At 71.5% G+C, this 16060-nt stretch carries 16 protein-coding genes and 1 tRNA gene; 9 read left to right on the top strand and 8 right to left on the bottom strand.

The window, feature by feature from the left end; genetic code table 11:
- Positions 1-79 precede the first annotated feature (79 nt).
- From ABZW10_RS27415 to ABZW10_RS27405, 3 genes are all read left to right on the top strand, one after another.
- A complete protein-coding gene (locus tag ABZW10_RS27415; protein WP_355370654.1) occupies positions 80-1048 on the top strand; it encodes a cysteine synthase in 969 nt (322 codons plus the stop codon).
- A 157-nt stretch (positions 1049-1205) separates the two neighbouring features.
- Entirely contained in the window at positions 1206-1397 is a 192-nt protein-coding gene (locus ABZW10_RS27410; protein WP_355370652.1) for a MerR family transcriptional regulator, read from the top strand.
- 198 nt (positions 1398-1595) lie between these two features.
- Positions 1596-2342: an MBL fold metallo-hydrolase gene (locus tag ABZW10_RS27405; RefSeq protein ID WP_355370649.1), complete on the top strand. Its 747-nt coding sequence runs from the start codon at positions 1596-1598 to the stop codon at positions 2340-2342.
- A gap of 43 nt (positions 2343-2385) precedes the next feature.
- Here ABZW10_RS27405 and ABZW10_RS27400 read toward each other — a convergent pair whose 3' ends face one another.
- A complete protein-coding gene (locus ABZW10_RS27400; protein WP_355370647.1) occupies positions 2386-2517 on the bottom strand; it encodes a hypothetical protein in 132 nt (43 codons plus the stop codon).
- 57 nt (positions 2518-2574) lie between these two features.
- On the opposite strand from ABZW10_RS27400, the gene ABZW10_RS27395 reads away from it, so the two are divergent.
- Positions 2575-2862 carry a helix-turn-helix transcriptional regulator gene (locus ABZW10_RS27395; RefSeq protein ID WP_355370644.1) on the top strand — a complete coding sequence of 96 codons (288 nt, stop codon included), beginning with the start codon at positions 2575-2577 and terminating at the stop codon, positions 2860-2862.
- Positions 2863-2881: 19 nt separating this feature from the next.
- Here the strand turns inward: ABZW10_RS27395 and ABZW10_RS27390 are convergent, their stop codons facing one another.
- The 4 genes from ABZW10_RS27390 to ABZW10_RS27375 all read right to left on the bottom strand — a co-directional run bounded on the left by ABZW10_RS27390 (position 2882) and on the right by ABZW10_RS27375 (position 8693).
- Positions 2882-4171, bottom strand: coding sequence for an NtaA/DmoA family FMN-dependent monooxygenase (locus ABZW10_RS27390; RefSeq protein WP_355370641.1), 1290 nt, complete (start codon positions 4169-4171; stop codon positions 2882-2884).
- A complete protein-coding gene (locus ABZW10_RS27385; protein ID WP_355370638.1) occupies positions 4168-5223 on the bottom strand; it encodes an LLM class flavin-dependent oxidoreductase in 1056 nt (351 codons plus the stop codon). The genes ABZW10_RS27390 and ABZW10_RS27385 overlap by 4 nt, the downstream gene beginning before the upstream one ends.
- A gap of 495 nt (positions 5224-5718) precedes the next feature.
- On the bottom strand, positions 5719-6996 hold the full coding sequence (locus tag ABZW10_RS27380) for a PTS transporter subunit EIIC (protein WP_355370635.1): 1278 nt from the start codon (positions 6994-6996) through the stop codon (positions 5719-5721).
- Positions 6997-7403: 407 nt separating this feature from the next.
- Entirely contained in the window at positions 7404-8693 is a 1290-nt protein-coding gene (locus tag ABZW10_RS27375) for a PTS transporter subunit EIIC (protein ID WP_355370632.1), read from the bottom strand.
- A gap of 379 nt (positions 8694-9072) precedes the next feature.
- Here ABZW10_RS27375 and ABZW10_RS27370 point away from each other — a divergent pair, with 379 nt between their 5' ends.
- From ABZW10_RS27370 to rdgB, 4 genes are all read left to right on the top strand, one after another.
- A complete protein-coding gene (locus ABZW10_RS27370; RefSeq protein ID WP_063349220.1) occupies positions 9073-9306 on the top strand; it encodes a PTS glucose/sucrose transporter subunit IIB in 234 nt (77 codons plus the stop codon).
- A gap of 164 nt (positions 9307-9470) precedes the next feature.
- Positions 9471-10205: a ribonuclease PH gene (gene rph, locus ABZW10_RS27365; protein ID WP_355370628.1), complete on the top strand. Its 735-nt coding sequence runs from the start codon at positions 9471-9473 to the stop codon at positions 10203-10205.
- Positions 10206-10399: 194 nt separating this feature from the next.
- Positions 10400-10789, top strand: coding sequence for a hypothetical protein (locus ABZW10_RS27360; RefSeq protein ID WP_355370625.1), 390 nt, complete (start codon positions 10400-10402; stop codon positions 10787-10789).
- Between the two features lie 58 nt (positions 10790-10847).
- The gene (rdgB, locus tag ABZW10_RS27355; RefSeq protein WP_355370622.1) at positions 10848-11453 is read left to right on the top strand and encodes an RdgB/HAM1 family non-canonical purine NTP pyrophosphatase; all 606 of its coding nucleotides are present in this window, start codon (positions 10848-10850) and stop codon (positions 11451-11453) included.
- 62 nt (positions 11454-11515) lie between these two features.
- Here the strand turns inward: rdgB and ABZW10_RS27350 are convergent.
- Both ABZW10_RS27350 and ABZW10_RS27345 read right to left on the bottom strand, forming a co-directional pair.
- A tRNA-Leu gene (locus ABZW10_RS27350) sits at positions 11516-11593 on the bottom strand.
- Positions 11594-11607: 14 nt separating this feature from the next.
- Positions 11608-12447 (bottom strand): HNH endonuclease, encoded by an 840-nt coding sequence (locus ABZW10_RS27345; protein ID WP_355370619.1) that lies wholly within the window; start codon positions 12445-12447, stop codon positions 11608-11610.
- A 393-nt stretch (positions 12448-12840) separates the two neighbouring features.
- Here ABZW10_RS27345 and ABZW10_RS27340 point away from each other — a divergent pair, with 393 nt between their 5' ends.
- On the top strand, positions 12841-15204 hold the full coding sequence (locus ABZW10_RS27340) for a chitinase C-terminal domain-containing protein (protein WP_355370753.1): 2364 nt from the start codon (positions 12841-12843) through the stop codon (positions 15202-15204).
- Between the two features lie 93 nt (positions 15205-15297).
- On the opposite strand, the gene ABZW10_RS27335 is transcribed toward ABZW10_RS27340, so the two are convergent.
- Positions 15298-15981, bottom strand: a complete 684-nt coding sequence (locus ABZW10_RS27335; protein ID WP_355370617.1) for a hypothetical protein — start codon at positions 15979-15981, stop codon at positions 15298-15300.
- Positions 15982-16060 lie beyond the last annotated feature (79 nt).

Below are 16060 nucleotides of genomic sequence, written 5' to 3'. Positions count from 1 at the left end.
GCCCGCCCCGTCCCGCGCACCGCCCGGGACGGGGCGGGCCGTCCGTACCGAACCCCACCGCCGCCCGCCGGAGGACCCCTTGCGTTACGACAGCCCGCTCGAAGCCGTCGGCAACACCCCGCTGGTCCGCCTGCCCCGGCTGTCCGCCGCGGTGCCCGGCAACAGCGAGGGCCTGGTCACCCTCTGGGCCAAGCTGGAGGACCGCAACCCCACCGGCTCCATCAAGGACCGCCCGGCGCTGCACATGATCGAGCGCGCCGAGGCCGACGGCCGGCTCACCCCCGGCTGCACCATCCTCGAACCCACCAGCGGCAACACCGGCATCTCGCTGGCCATGGCGGCCAAGCTCAAGGGCTACCGGATGGTCTGCGTGATGCCCGAGAACACCAGCGAGGAGCGGCGCGAACTGCTGCGCATGTGGGGCGCCGAGATCATCTCCTCGCCCGCTGCCGGCGGCTCCAACACCGCCGTGCGGATCGCCAAGGAGATCGCCGCCGAGCACCCCGACTGGGTCATGCTCTACCAGTACGGCAACCCCGACAACGCCGGCGCCCACTACACCGGCACCGGCCCCGAGATCCTCGCCGACCTGCCCACCGTCACCCACTTCGTGGCCGGCCTGGGCACCACCGGCACCCTCATGGGCGTCGGCCGCTACCTGCGCGAGAAGGTGCCCGGGGTGCGGATCGTCGCCGCCGAGCCGCGCTACGACGACCTCGTCTACGGCCTGCGCAACCTCGACGAGGGCTTCGTCCCCGAGCTGTACGACGCCGAGGTGCTCACCACCCGCTTCTCGGTCGGCTCCGCCGACGCCGTCCGGCGCACCCGCGAACTCCTCCAGCAGGAGGGCATCTTCGCCGGCGTCTCCACCGGCGCGATCCTGCACGCGGCGATCGGGGTGGGCCGCAAGGCCGCCCAGGCCGGCGAGCGCGCCGACATCGTCTTCGTGGTCGCCGACGGTGGCTGGAAGTACCTGTCCACCGGCATCTACACCGCCGAGTCCACCGAGGCCGCCGTCGAGGCGCTGCAGGGCCAGCTCTGGGCCTGACCGGTCCGCGGCCCCGGCCGCGACGCCCGGGTTTTGTCCGCGTCCTGCTTCCGGTTCGTCACGGTTCGACCACGGTCCCCGCTCCGGGGCCCGGGGCGGCCCGGCGCCCGGAAAGGCTGTTCACGAACGTCCCCCCACGCACCAGCGGAGGTGACCCGTGAGCCGCAGCACCGACCTGTGGTCGTACACCGAGATCGCCCGCCACATCAACGTCCAGCCCGAGACCGTGCGCACCTACCGGCGGCACGGCCTGCTGCCCGAACCGGACCTGGTCGACGCGGGCGGGCACCCCCGGTGGTACCCCGACACCATCCGCGGCTGGGCCCGCCGGCGCCCCGGCCACCGCTGACGCCCCACCGCGGCGCCCCCGCCCCCGGCGCCCCGGGCGTTCTGGTGATTCCAGCCACAGCACGGCACGGAGACGGGGGCAAAGTGCCGCTCCGCCCTTACTCTCGACAACACGCGCAGGGCAGCGCCTCCGGCCGGCATTCCCGGCCCGCTGTCATGACCAGCGGCAGCCAGGACGTGTCGGGGCGGAGGGGCTCGGATGAAACTGACCGTGGTGGGGTGCTCGGGGAGCTTCCCGTCCGCCGACTCGCCGTGCTCCAGCTACCTGGTGGAGGCCGACGGCTACCGCGTCGTGCTCGACCTCGGCAACGGCGCGCTCGGCGCCCTGCAGAAGTACGTCTCGATCTACGACGTCGACGCCGTGCTGCTCAGCCACCTGCACGCCGACCACTGCATCGACCTGTGCGCCTACTGGGTCGCCCGCAACTACCGGGCCGAGGGCTGTCCGGATCCGATGCCCGTCTACGGCCCGGCCGGCACCGCCGCCCGGATGGCCCGCGCCTACGACATGCCGGAGAACCCCGGGATGAAGGAGGTGTTCGAGTTCCGCACCCTCACCCCCGGCCGCTTCGACCTCGGCCCGTTCCGGATCGGCGTCGCCCAGGTCAACCACCCCGTCGACGCCTTCGCCTTCCGGCTCGAACACGCCGGCCGCAGCCTCGTCTACTCCGGCGACACCGGCGAGAGCCCCGAACTCGTCGAGCTCGCCCGGGACACCGACCTCTTCCTGTGCGAGGCCGCCTACCTCGACGGCCGCGACACCTACCGGGCCGTCCACCTCAACGGCCGCGAGGCCGGCGAGCACGCCACCGCGGCCGACGCCCGCCGACTCGTCCTCACCCACATCCCGCCGTGGACGGACGCCGAGCTGAACCGGCGGGACGCGGCGGCGGCCTTCCCCGGACCGGTGGACATCGCCCGGCCCGGCGCCGTCTACGAGCTCTGACCCACGCGACGCGCGGACGTCGGCCCACCTCACGTACCTCGGCTCACCCCACGTACGTCAGCCAGTGCCGGTAGCGCCCGTCCGCGCCGGTCACCGCCGCCTCGTAGGCCGCCCGCAGCCGCGTGGTCAGCGCTCCCGGGACGGCCGGCAGCTCCCGGTCGTCCAGCGACCGCACCGCCACCACCCCGGCCGCCGTCCCGCACAGGAACACCTCGTCCGCCGCGTACCCGTGGTGGTGCGTGAGCCGGCGCTGGTGGCGCTGGTCGCCGAGCTGTTCGAGTACTTCTGGTCGGCGGCCTGGGCGCCCGCCGAAGTCCTGCCCGAGGGTGAGGTGATGACAGGTCGTCAGATCGAGGTGCTGCGGCTGCCGGCGGCCGGGCGGACCGATGCGGCGATCGCCCGCAAGCTGGAGCTGTCGGAGCGGACGGTGCGCCGGCTGGTCGCCGAACTGACCGCCGGCCTGGGCGCGGAGAGCCGCTTCCAGGCCGGCGTGCACGCCGCCCGGCTGGGCCGGGTCTGACGGTTCCCGCCGGGCGGGGTCAGCGCCGTCCGGGCACCGGCAGGCCGAGGTGGTCGCGCAGCGTCGTGCCGGTGTACTCGGTGCGGAACACCCCGCGCTCCTGGAGCAGCGGCACCACCTTGTCGACGAAATCGTCCAGCCCGCCGGGGGTGAGGTGCGGGACGAGGATGAAGCCGTCCGCGGCGTCGCTCTGCACATGCCGGTCGATCTGGTCGGCGACGCTCCGCGGGGTGCCGATGAAGCTCTGCCGGCCGGTCACCTCGATCACCAGCTCACGGCTGCTGAGCTTCTTCTCGGCGGCCACCGCGCGCCACTTGGCGGCTGTCTCCAGGGGGTCGCCGAGCGAGGTGCGGCCCTGGACGAGGTCGGAGCCCCGGACCGGGTCGCCGGCCGGGAGCGGGCCGTCCACGTCGTGGTCGGAGAGGTCGACGCCCCAGACCTGCTCCAGGTAGGCGATCGCGGTGGCCGGGCTCACCTGGGCGCGGCGGATGGCGGCGGCCCGTTCGACGGCCTCCTCCTCGGTGTCGCCCAGCACATAGGTGACCCCGGGCATGATCTTCAGCTCGTCCGGCTTGCGCCCGTACCCGGCGAGCCGCCGCTTGACGTCCGCGTGGAAGGCCTGGCCGGCGGCCAGGGTGGAGTGCCGGCTGAAGATCACGTCGGCGGTGGCGGCGGCGAACTCGCGGCCCTCGTCGGAGTCGCCGGCCTGGATCACCACGGGGTGGCCCTGCGGCGGCCGGGGCACCGAGAGGGTGCCCTCGACGTCGAACTGCGGTCCCTGGTGGCGGACCGTCCCCTCGCCCGCCGCGTCCCAGAACGCCCGGGCCAGCGCGACGGACTCGGCGGCCCGGGTGTAGCGGTCGGCGCGGTCGAGGTAGCCGCCGCGGCGGAAGTTCTCACCGGTGAAGGCGTCGGAGGAGGTGACCACGTTCCAGGCGGCGCGGCCACCGGACAGGTGGTCCAGGGAGGCGAACCGGCGGGCCAGCTCGTAGGGCTCGTTGAAGGTGGCGTTGACGGTGGCGGCCAGCCCGAGGTGGGTGGTGACGGCGGCGAGCGCGCCGAGCACGGTGATCGACTCGGGGCGGCCGACCACGTCCAGGTCGTGGATCCGGCCCTTGACCTCGCGCAGCCGCAGGCCCTCGGCGAGGAAGAAGAAGTCGAACCGGCCGCGTTCGGCGGTCGCGGCGAGGTGGCGGAAGGAGTCGAAGGCGATCTGGCTGCCGGAGGCCGGGTCGCTCCACACGGTGGTGTTGTTGACGCCGGGGAAGTGCGCGGCGAGGTGGATCTGCTTGAGCGGGCGGTCCGTCATCGGGTCACCTCGGCGGTCACGGGGGCTGCGGGGGAGGCGGGCGTGGGGATGGTCGCGGCGAGCGCGTAGCGGCTGGCGGGGCGGGCCAGGCCGAGGTGCTCGCGCAGGGTGCGGCCGGTGTAGCCGGCGCGGAACAGGCCGCGCTCGCGCAGCGCCGGTACGACGCGGTCGGCGATCGCGGCGAGGTCGCGGGCCGGGTCGGCGGGAACCAGGTGGAAGCCGTCGACCCCGCCGCCTCCCTCGGTGACCTCGGTGATCAGGGCGGCGGTCGCGGCGTCGTCGGGGAGCGTGGCCGGGATCCGGGCCAGGATCCGCAGCGCCTCGCCGCCGCGCAGCCGCAGTTCGGTGGCGGCGGTGAGCCGGGTGGCCCGGTCGGGGGCGTCCAGCAGGACGACGTCGGCGTAGCGGGCCGCGGTGGTGACCCGGGCACGGCCGCCGGGGCCGGCGTCCGGGGCGAGGTCGGCGGCGGTGACGGTGACCGCGACGACCGGGCGGCCCTGCGGCGGGCGGGGGGTGGTGGAGGGGCCGCAGACCGAGAAGTGCGGGCCCTCGAAGTCGATGTGGTGGAGCTTGGCGCGGTCGACGAACCGGCCGGTGGCGGTGTCGCGGATCTCGGCGTCGTCCTCCCAGCTGTCCCAGAGCCGGGTGGCGACCTCGGCGGCGTCGGCGGCCTCGGCCCAGAGCTCGTCGGCTGGGGCGGTGCCCTTGCGGCCGAAGGCCCTGGCCTCGGCCTCGGTGTCGGAGACGCCGACCAGCCAGCCGGCCCGGCCCTCGCTGACCCAGTCCAGGGTGTTGACCGACAGGGAGGTGTGGAACGGCTCGGTGTGGGTGGTGGTGACGGTCGGGACCAGGCCGAGGCCCTGGGTGACCGGGGCGAGCCGGGCGAAGGTGGCGAGCGCGTCGAGCCGCCGCGGTTCGGGGGCGTAGGAGTCGTCGAGGGTGACGAAGTCGAGGGCGGCCCGTTCGGCGAGCCGGGCGAGGGCGGTGAAGTGCGCGGCGTCGACGTGGCCGGGGCTGTCGAGGGCGGCGGAAAGGTGCAGCTGGCGGGGCATGGGCGGCCTTGACTTTCCTGGGACGGAAGCGGGGCGTGCGGTGGTCGCGGAGCGGCCCGCGGTCCTGGGGACGCGGTCCCGGGGACGGGGCGGGCGGGTGTGCGCGGGCACGGGCCGGCCCGCCCGGGGCGCGGGCGGGCGCGGGTGACGGGGTGGTGCGCGGGCCGGGGCGCGGCGGGGACGTCAGCCGGGCGGCGGCGGGGGGAACGCTCGGGTCAGCCGCGACACGCCGCGGACCACACGCGACCGAAGTCGATGTGGCTGCGGGTCACCAGCAGACGGGGGGCGTTCACCGCTTCAGTTGACCAGCGGGTCCGCGGATCCGTCAACCACCGTCTCAGCGGGCGGCCGCCGCGGTGGACACCCGGGGAGCCGGTCGCGGGCCCGCGGACCGCCTCGCCCGGGCACACGAACGGCCCCGCCCCGCCACCCGGGGAGCGGGTGGCGGGGCGGGGCCGTGAGCGGCGTGCGGGGTGGTGCGGGGTGGTGCGGGTGTCAGGCCTTGGTGACGTCCTCGATCTCGTCGTCGTCCTCGCGACCGGGGGTCTTGAGGTCGAACTTCACGATCGCGAAGCGGAACAGGAAGTAGTACAGCGCGGCGAACGCCAGGCCCAGCGGGATGATCATCCACGGGTCGGTGGCCTTGCTCCAGGCGAGCAGGTAGTCGATCAGGCCGCCGGAGAAGGTGAAGCCGTCGTGCACGCCGAGCGCCCAGGTCACGGCCATCGAGACGGCGGTGAGGAGGGCGTGGATCACGTACAGCAGCGGGGCGATGAAGACGAAGGAGAACTCGATCGGCTCGGTGACACCGGTCACGAAGGAGGTCAGCGCCAGCGACAGCATCATGCCGGTGACGGCCTTGCGGCGGTGGGGCTTGGCGGTGTGGGCGATGGCGAAGGCGGCGGCCGGCAGGGCGAACATCATGATCGGGAAGAAGCCCGACATGAACTGTCCGGCGGTCGGGTCGCCGGCGAAGAAGCGGGTCAGGTCGCCGTGCACGACGGTGCCGTCGGCCTTGGTGAAGTCACCGGTCTGGAACCAGGCGTAGGAGTTCACGAACTGGTGCATGCCGACCGGCAGCAGACCGCGGTTGACCAGGCCGAACGCACCGGCACCGAACGCGCCGGCCCCGATCAGGGTGTCGTTCAGGCTCTTGATCGCGTCACCGATGGGGCCCCAGGTCAGGGCGAACAGGACACCGACGGCGGTGCCGACGAAGGCCATGATGATCGGGACGAGGCGGCGGCCGTTGAAGAAGCCGAGCCAGTCGACCAGCTTGGTGCGGTGGTACTTCTGCCACAGCACGGCGCTGAGCAGGCCGATCACGATACCGCCGAGGACGCCGGGGTTCTGGTAGGTCGCGGGGACCCACTTGCCGTCGGCGATGTGGCCCTCGGTGATCGGGAACGCGGTCAGCACGTTCTTGTAGACCAGGAAGCCGACCAGCGCGGCGAGGGCGGTCGAGCCGTCGGCCTTCTTGGCGAAGCCGATGGCGATGCCGACCGCGAAGAGCAGCGGCAGGTTGTCGAAGACGCCGTTGCCCGCGGTGGCGAAGACCGCGGCCACCTTGTTCCAGCCGAGGCCGTCCTTGCCGAAGACGTCGTCCTGGCCCAGACGCATCAGCAGACCGGCGGCGGGGAGAACGGCGATGGGCAGCTGGAGGCTGCGGCCGATCTTCTGCAGACCCTGGAGCAGGTTCTGGCCGAACTTCTTGGTGGGGCTGGGTGTGGCCGGAGCCGTGGCGGGCGCCGGTGCCTGCGCAGACTGACTCATGGGGGTGGGTTCCTAACGGCAAGGGCGGGTCGGTCGGGAGAGGGTGCACAGGGGGCCGAACCGCGAACTGGTCTACACCACACGTGGTGTAGACCAGTTTTGTAGCACGGGTGGAGGAGGGGCGGAACCCTTGAAAGCGCCGCAGCTGAGAAGCGCTATGAAATCGAAACCTACTTGCGGATCAACGATCTTGATTACCCGCCGTGATTGGCATTTTGGCTATTTGCGCAACAAAAAGCCGGGGCGGCCGGATGCTCCACGGCAGGTCACCGGCTCGTCACCGACTGCCCGTCCGGGCCGGGCCGATGGGCGTTCGCACCGGGACCATCAGCCCGGCCCGGATATGGCGAAGGCCCCCGGACGGGCGGTCCGGGGGCCTTTTCGGATTCGACGCGGTGACGCTCGGTTTATGGCTTGGTCACGTCCTCGACCTCGCTCTCGTCCTCGCGCCCCGGGGTTTTCAGGTTGAATTTCACGATGATGAAGCGGAAGAGGGCGTAGTACACGGCGGCGAAGGCGAGGCCGATGGGAATGATCAGCCACGGCTTGGTGGCCAGGCCCCAGTTGATCACGTAGTCGATCAGGCCGGCCGAGAAGCTGAAGCCGTCGTGCACCCCCAGTCCCCAGGTGACGGCCATCGACGCGCCGGTCAGCAGCGCGTGCACGGCGTACAGCGCCGGGGCGATGTAGGCGAAGGAGTACTCGATCGGCTCGGTGACGCCGGTCACGAAGGAGGTCAGGCCGACCGAGAGCATCAGGCCGTAGATCTCCTTGCGCCGGTGCGGCTTCGCCGAGTGGGCGATCGCCAGCGCGGCGGCCGGCAGCGCGAACATCATGATCGGGAAGAAGCCCGACTGGAACTGCCCCGCGGTCGGGTCGCCCGCCAGGAAGCGCGGGATGTCGCCGTGCACGACCATGCCGTCGGGCTTGGTGTACTCGCCGAACTGGAACCAGACGAAGGTGTTCAGCAGCTGGTGCATGCCGATCAGCAGCAGCGCCCGGTTGGCCACGCCGAAGATGCCCGCACCGCCCGCGCCCAGGTCGGCCAGGGTCTGGCTGAACGAGTTCAGGCCGCGGCCGATCGGCGGCCACGCCCAGACCGCCACGACGGCCAGCAGCATGCCGACCAGCGCGGTGATCATCGGGACCAGCCGCCGGCCGTTGAAGAAGCCCAGCCAGTCCACCAGCTTGGTGCGGTGGAACCGCACCCAGAGCCAGGCCGACATCAGGCCGAGCAGGATGCCGCCCAGCACGCCGGGGTTCTGGTACGTCGCCGCCGCCGCCTTCGCCGAGGTGTAGTCCACGCACTGGTCGCTCACCAGCACGGTCGGCGGCTTGCAGTGCTCCGGGAAGGCGTGCAGCACCCGGTAGTAGACGAGGAAGCCGACCACCGCGGCCAGCGCCGTCGAGCCGTCGGCCTTCTTCGCCATGCCGATCGCGACGCCGATGCAGAACAGGATCGGCAGGCCGAACGAGGAGTCCAGCAGTGCGCCGCCGGCCGCCGCGAACACCTTGGCCACGTTGTCCCAGCCCAGCCCGTCCTTGCCGAAGACGTCGGGCTGTCCGAGCCGGTTGAGGATGCCGGCGGCGGGGAGCACCGCCACCGGCAGCTGGAGCGAGCGGCCCATCTTCTGGAGGCCGCCGTAGAAGGTGTGCCACCAGGTGGTCTGGGATGCCGCGGCGCCTGCCGAACTCATCATTCGCCCTCCGGGTGCGGTGGCCGGCCGATGGGCCCCGCCGGGGCCCGGGGGCGGGGCCGGGAACACCCGGGGCCCTTCCTGCGTTCGTCGGAGTACACATATATTGGTGTAGACCACTTTTGGGACGCAGGCCGCGCGCCGGGAGACGGCCCCACTGCTCGTCATCCTCGGACGCCGGTCCGGGGGATGCGCGCCGAAATGGGCCAAAAGTGGACTAACGTGGCATATCGGTTCGGCTCGGGTCATGCTGGTCGCGCTGCTCCGGCAGCACGCCACGGCACGACCGACCACTGACCCCGCGTCACCGCGACCGAGGTCACCGCGCAGGACGGCACCCGGCAGAGCAGCCGACGGGCCGAGACAGAGGGAGAAAGCAATGGCCAGCAAGGCTGAGAAGATCGTCGCCGGTCTGGGCGGCATCGACAACATCGAAGAGGTCGAGGGCTGCATCACCCGCCTGCGCACCGAGGTCAAGGACGCCTCCCTGGTCAACGAGGCCGCACTGAAGGCCGCCGGCGCCCACGGCGTCGTGAAGATGGGCACCGCGATCCAGGTCGTCATCGGCACCGACGCCGACCCGATCGCCGCCGACATCGAGGACATGATGTGAGCTGAGCCCACCAGGCTCGCTCCCGCGGCCCGCCGACCCCACCGGGGCGGCGGGCCGCGGTACGTCCGGGCACCGGGAGCGGCCCGTCCGGGCAGACCCGGACGCCTCGGGACGCCTCGGGGCGTACCCGGAGCACCCGCCGAAACCGACTACGCTCGGTGCCTATGTCACGCATCGACGGCCGCACCCCCGACCAGCTCCGCCCCGTCACCATCGAACGGGGCTGGAGCAAGCACGCCGAAGGCTCCGTCCTCATCTCCTACGGCGACACCAAGGTGCTGTGCACCGCCAGCGTCACCGAGGGCGTCCCGCGCTGGCGCAAGGGCAGCGGCGAGGGCTGGGTCACCGCCGAGTACTCCATGCTCCCGCGGGCCACCAACACCCGCGGCGACCGCGAATCCGTCAAGGGCCGCCTCGGCGGTCGCACCCACGAGATCAGCCGGCTCATCGGCCGCTCGCTGCGCGCCGTGGTCGACCACCGCGCGCTCGCCGAGAACACCATCGTCCTCGACTGCGACGTCCTCCAGGCCGACGGCGGCACCCGCACCGCCGCCATCACCGGCGCCTACGTCGCGCTCGTCGACGCCGTCGGCTGGGCCCGCGAGCGCAAGCTGCTGCGCGCCAAGGGCAAGCCGATCACCGGCGGCGTCAGCGCCGTCAGCGTCGGCATCATCGACGGCGTCCCGATGCTCGACCTCCAGTACGAGGAGGACGTCCGCGCCGAGACCGACATGAACATCGTCTGCACCTCCGACGGCCGCTTCGTCGAGGTCCAGGGCACCGCCGAGGGCGCGCCCTTCGACCGCGCGCTGCTCGACCAGCTGCTGGACCTCGGCACCCTCGGCTGCGCCGAGCTCGACGAGGTCCAGCGCAAGGTCCTCGGCGAGCTGGAGGGCTGACACCGGGGGCACGCCTTTTACCCCCTGATGTACCGGTTCCGCTTCGGTTTCCGGAAATCCCCGGGCTCCGGGCCAGGCCGCTGTACAGGCCGGGCCCGGAGCCCGTACGGTTCCGGCAGCACCCGTTGCGGGAACCGCGCACCCCTCAGCGCGCGTCCTTCCCTTCCGGATACCCGCGCACCGAGGAGGACCGGATGCCCCAGAGCATCGCCCGCCCCACCATGCTCGCCGTGGCCGGCCTGATCGCCATCCTCCCGCTCAGCGCGGTCAGTTGCTCCGCCGCCGAGAAGGCGATCGACTGCGGGAACACCGCCGTGAAGATCACCGGCGACATCAACGAGGTCAGCAGCGCCTACAGCAACGCGAGCAACGACGCGGCCGCCGCCGGCGAGGCGCTGCAGAAGCTCAAGAACGACCTCGACCAGCTGGGCAAGAACTCCAAGGACACCGACGTCGCCCAGGCCATCACCGACCTCGGCACCCAGGTCGACAAGGTCCAGCGGGCGGTCAACAACAAGCAGGTGCCGGACTTCAAGCCGCTCGGTGACGCCGCCTCGAACCTCACCAAGGTCTGCACCGGCTGACGCCGCTTCACCCGGGACGGCGCCGGAGCGCGCGGTTTGCTCGGTTTAGGGTGGATCCATGACCACTCGACTCATCCTCGCCACCCGTAACCAGCACAAGGTCGCCGAACTGCGCGACATCCTCGGCGACGCCGGCCTGGACGTCGAACTGGTCGGGGCCGACGCCTACCCGGAGATCCCCGACGTCCCCGAGACCGGCGTCACCTTCGCCGAGAACGCCCTGCTCAAGGCGCACGCCCTGGCCCGCGCCACCGGCCTGCCGGCCGTCGCCGACGACTCCGGCCTGTGCGTGGACGTCCTGAACGGCGCCCCGGGCATCTTCTCCGCGCGCTGGTCCGGCAAGCACGGCGACGACCGCGCCAACCTCGACCTCCTGCTCGCCCAGCTCTCCGACATCGCCGCCGAGCACCGCGGCGCCCACTTCTTCTGCGCCGCCGCCCTCGCCCTCCCCGACGGCACCGAGCGCGTCGTCGAGGGCCGCCTCCTCGGCACCCTGCGCACCGCCCCGGCGGGCGACGGCGGTTTCGGCTACGACCCGATCCTCCAGCCCCTCGGCGAGACCCGCACCTGCGCCGAACTCACCCCCGCCGAGAAGAACGCCATCAGCCACCGCGGCCAGGCCTTCCGCGCCCTCGCCCCGGTGGTGAAGGACCTGCTGGCCTGAGTCCTGGCGCTATGACAATGGCCCGCTTGCCTTCGGTTCGAAGGCAAGCGGGCCATTTCGCTTGGTACGCCCGGTGGGACTCGAACCCACGACAATACGGACCTAAACCGTACCTCTCTAGCCAGCTGGAGTACGGGCGCACGTCAAGGCAAGCCTACCGGCTGGTTGGGGGAGTCGATACGGGTTTGCGGTTCCGTCCGCAGTACGTCGGCGTGACGGCATGGCAGTTCGGACACAACAGGCGGAGGTTCTCGCGCCGGTTGTCGAGCCAGTCGCCGTTGATGTGGTCCACCTCCAGCGTCATCGGCCGGCCGCGCCAGCATGGCGGGGTTCCGCAGTCGGCACAGGCATCGGGCCGACCGATGTGGACGAGCATGGCGCGCAGCCGGTCGCCTGGGACCCGGTGGCTTCCGGGCGGCAGTTCCACCAGGAGGGCGTCCGGATGGATCCGGGGTCCCGCTTTCGCGCCCCGGTTGTGGGCCGAGCCGGTGAAGTGGCCGGTGTCCAGTCCGTGGCGGGCTATGGCGTCCTTGACGAGTCTGCGGGCGCCGCCGCTCTCGGAGAGGCCCAGGGCCCGGATCACGCCGGCGATGCTGGACTGCTCGCGGACGGCCGCGATCACCTGCTCGTCCCGGTTCTCCCGGTCCTCCCGGTCGAAGTGCGAGGTGTCGATGCCGAACTCGGCCAGCCGCCGCTTCATGTAGGAGTACGCGCTGTCGTACGGCACCACGCCCAGCTCGCGCAGCATCGAGCCGATGCCGGTGCACTTCGCGGCGGCCTCGGCGAGCTGCTCCCGGCTGTAGGTCCGACGCTCGTACGCGGGCCTGCCTCCGGTGAAGTGCGTGGTGTCGATGCCGTAGTGCCGCAGCCGCTTGCTCAGGTAGCTGTGCGTGCCGCCTGCCATCGGGACGCCAAGCCGTCGCATCATGTCGTTGATGCTGGACGACTCGGCGGCGACCGCCGTCAGCAACTCGCGGGTGTACTTGATCGTCATGGCCGTCCCCCCTTCGGGCGCGTGCGGGCCCGTCCCCCGTGAGGGTGAACGAGTGGTGGGGGGTTTCGGTCACGGGGGTGGTCGGCCGGGGTGGGTGGGGCGGGTGGGGTTGGTGGGGTGTCAGGGCGTGCCGGCAAGCGGCCGTTCGACCGGGGATGTTGGGGAAATGATTACCAATTGGTCCAGACCTATTGACCTATGTGGTTCAGACCACATAGCTTCGGCGCCAATCTGCTTTCCCCCACGTGCGTGCTCCCCCACAGGCACGCGCCGACACTCTGCCCGGAGGACCGAGTGTTGATCCGATCCACGGCGGAGCGGCGTCCCACCGCTGCCCGTCGTTCCACGAGCCCGGCGGCCCGCGCCGGCCTGGCCGCGCTGGCGGGTGCCGCGATGGCCGGCCTGCTGGTGGCCACGCTGGGCGCGGCGCCCTCCCAGGCGTCCGCCGCCGTCGACAACGCCGCGTGTCGGCCCGACGGTCTCTACACCACGCCCGGCGTCGACGTCCCGTACTGCAGCGTCTACGACACCAACGGCCGCGAGAAGATGGGCGCGGACCACCAGCGCCGCATCATCGGCTACTTCACGAGCTGGCGCACCGGCCAGGACGGCACCAAGCCGTACCTGGTCAGCGACATCCCGTGGGACAAGGTCACCCACCTCAACTACGCGTTCGCCCACGTCGGTTCCGACAACAAGCTGTCGGTCGGTACGGACAGCGAGAAGAACGCGGCCACCGGGATGTCCTTCCCCGGGGTGCCCGGCGCCGAGCTCGACCCGTCGCTGCCCTACAAGGGCCACTTCAACCTGCTGACGAAGTACAAGAAGCAGTACCCGAACGTCAAGACGATGATCTCGGTGGGCGGTTGGACCGAGACCGGCGGGTACTTCGGGGACGACGGCAAGCGCGTCAACTCCGGCGGCTTCTACTCGATGACCGTCAACCCGGACGGCAGCGTCAACCAGGCGGGCATCGACACCTTCGCCAACTCGGCCGTCGACTTCATCAAGAAGTACGGCTTCAACGGCGTCGACGTCGACTACGAGTACCCGACCTCGATGAAGGACGCCGGCAACCCGCTGGACTGGCAGCTCGCCAACGGCAAGCGCGCCTCGCTGGCCAAGGGCTACGCGGCGCTGATGAAGACGCTGCGCGAGAAGCTGGACCGGGCCGGCGCCGCCGACGGCAAGCACTACCTGCTCTCGGTCGCGGCCCCGTCGTCCGGCTACCTGCTGCGCGGCATGGAGACGTTCCAGATCGCGCAGTACCTGGACTACGTCGACATCATGTCGTACGACCTGCACGGGTCCTGGAACAAGTACGTCGGCCCGAACGCCGCGCTGTTCGACGACGGCAAGGACGGCGAGCTGGCGGCGGCCAACGTCTACGGCACCGGTCAGTACGGCGGCATCGGCTACCTGAACGCCGACTGGTCGTACCACTACTTCCGCGGTGCGATGCCGGCTGGCCGGATCAACGTCGGCCTGCCGTACTACACCCGCGGTTTCAAGAACGTTCAGGGCGGGACCAACGGCCTCTGGGGCACCGCCGCCGCGACCACCTGCCCGGTCGGCTCCGGCCTGACCTCGTGCGGTGACGGCGCGGTCGGCATCGACAACATCTGGAACGACAAGGACGACGCGGGCAAGGAGTCCCCGGCCGGGTCGAACCCGATGTGGCACGCCAAGAACCTGGAGAAGGGCATCGTGCCCGACTACCTCTCCAAGTACGGCGTGACCGACACCGCCCTGCAGGGCAGCTACGTGCGCAACTACAGCTCCACCCTGGTGGCGCCGTGGCTGTGGAACGACAGCAAGAAGGTCTACCTGTCCACCGAGGACGAGCAGTCGATCGGTGCCAAGGCCGACTACATCGTCAACCAGGGCGCCGGCGGCGCGATGATCTGGGAGCTCGCGGGCGACTACAAGTGGGACGCCACCGCCAACGGCGGCAAGGGCCAGTACGTGCCCGGCAACACGCTGACCTCGCTGATGTACGACAAGTTCAAGGCCTCCTCGGCGTACGGCGCGACCCGCTCGACGATCGCGCTGCCGCAGCAGACCCTGCCGATCGACGTGTCGTTCACCAACTTCGCGCTGGGTGACTCGAACTACCCGATCAACCCGAAGATCCACATCGTCAACAACTCGACGACGACCCTGCCGGGCGGCACCGAGTTCCAGTTCGACTACAGCAACTCGGCTCCGGGCAACGCCAAGGACCAGTCCGGCTTCGGCCTGACCGTGATCCGGCAGGACCACACCGGCACCGGCAACGTGGGCGGCCTCAAGGGCACCTACAACCGGGTCTCGGTGAAGCTTCCGGGCTGGCAGTCGCTCGCGCCGGGCGCGTCGATCGACATGGACTTCGTCTACTACCTGCCGGTGTCCACCCCGTCCAACTGGACGGTCAACGTGGGCGGCACGCTGTACGGCCTCAAGGGCGACCTGACCCGCGGTGCGGTGGACGGCGGCACGACCCCGCCCACCACGCCGCCGACCACCCCGCCGACGACGCCTCCCACGACGCCGCCGACCACTCCGCCCACCACCCCGCCGACCACTCCGCCCACGACGCCGCCGACCACGCCGGCCGGTTGCGCGGGTGCGCCGAGCTGGGACGCGGGCACCACCTACGCCACCCCGACCAAGGTCTCCTGGAAGGGCCACTACTACCAGAACAAGTGGTGGACCAAGGGCGACGACCCGAGCGCCAGCGGCTCTTGGGGTGTCTGGAGCGACCTCGGCGCCTGCTGATGACAGCGGTCGCCTGAGGTGAGAGACGGCGGTGGCGGTGCACCCGGTCGGGGGGTGCGCCGCCACCGCTGCTTTTCCGGTTCCGTCGCGGGCCTACTTCTCGATGTCGCCGCGCATCTTGGCGAACAGGGCGGCCGCCTCGGCCGGGGTGGTCCTCGGGAACAGCGCGACGCCGGCGGTGGAGGCGTCGGACCAGCCGCAGACGACGTCGGTGGTGGGCGCCTCCGGCAGCTTCAGGCACTCCAGCGAGCCGCCCAGCGGTCCGGCGGCGAACGGGGCGGCGGTGGTCGGGGTGCCGGTCGAACCGCGCTGCAGGGCGTAGTCGATCATGCCGCGCCAGAGGTGCTCGCGGCGCTTGGCCGGGTCCTCGGGGATGTTGTCGACGGCGATCAGCAGGATCCGGCGGCCGGAGGTCTGCCCGGGGCGGTCGAAGTTGGCGAGCACCATGTGCATGTCGTCGCGCATCTCGCCCGGGTCCACGGCGACGTCGGAGACCGCGTCCTGGCCGATGGTCTTGGCCAGCCCGCCGGCCGTCATCGTCTCGACCACCTGCCGCTTGCCGGCCGGGGTCTGGGAGGAGGGCTTGGCGGTCGCGGTCGCGGTCGTGGTCGGCTGAGTGGTTGCGGTTGCGGTTGCGGTGGCGGTCGGCTGAGCGGTCGGTGGCGCCGTCGCGGTGGCCGGCGGCGGTGCGGCGGTGTCGTCGTTCTCCGGCCCGCAGGCCGTCAGCGCGAGCGCCGCGACGATCGCGCCGGCGAGGGCGACACGGGCGGTGGACACGGATCTGGCACTCTGCACGGCTTTGCTCCCCTGACAAGGACGGGCCCGGGCCGCTGGCGCCCGGTGGAACAGAACGCTA

This window comes from Kitasatospora sp. NPDC004723 (assembly GCF_040609255.1).
In the GTDB taxonomy this organism is placed as follows: domain Bacteria; phylum Actinomycetota; class Actinomycetes; order Streptomycetales; family Streptomycetaceae; genus Kitasatospora.
The sequence above is the reverse complement of the archived record's forward strand: the minus strand, read 5'-3'. Positions and strand labels throughout refer to the sequence as shown.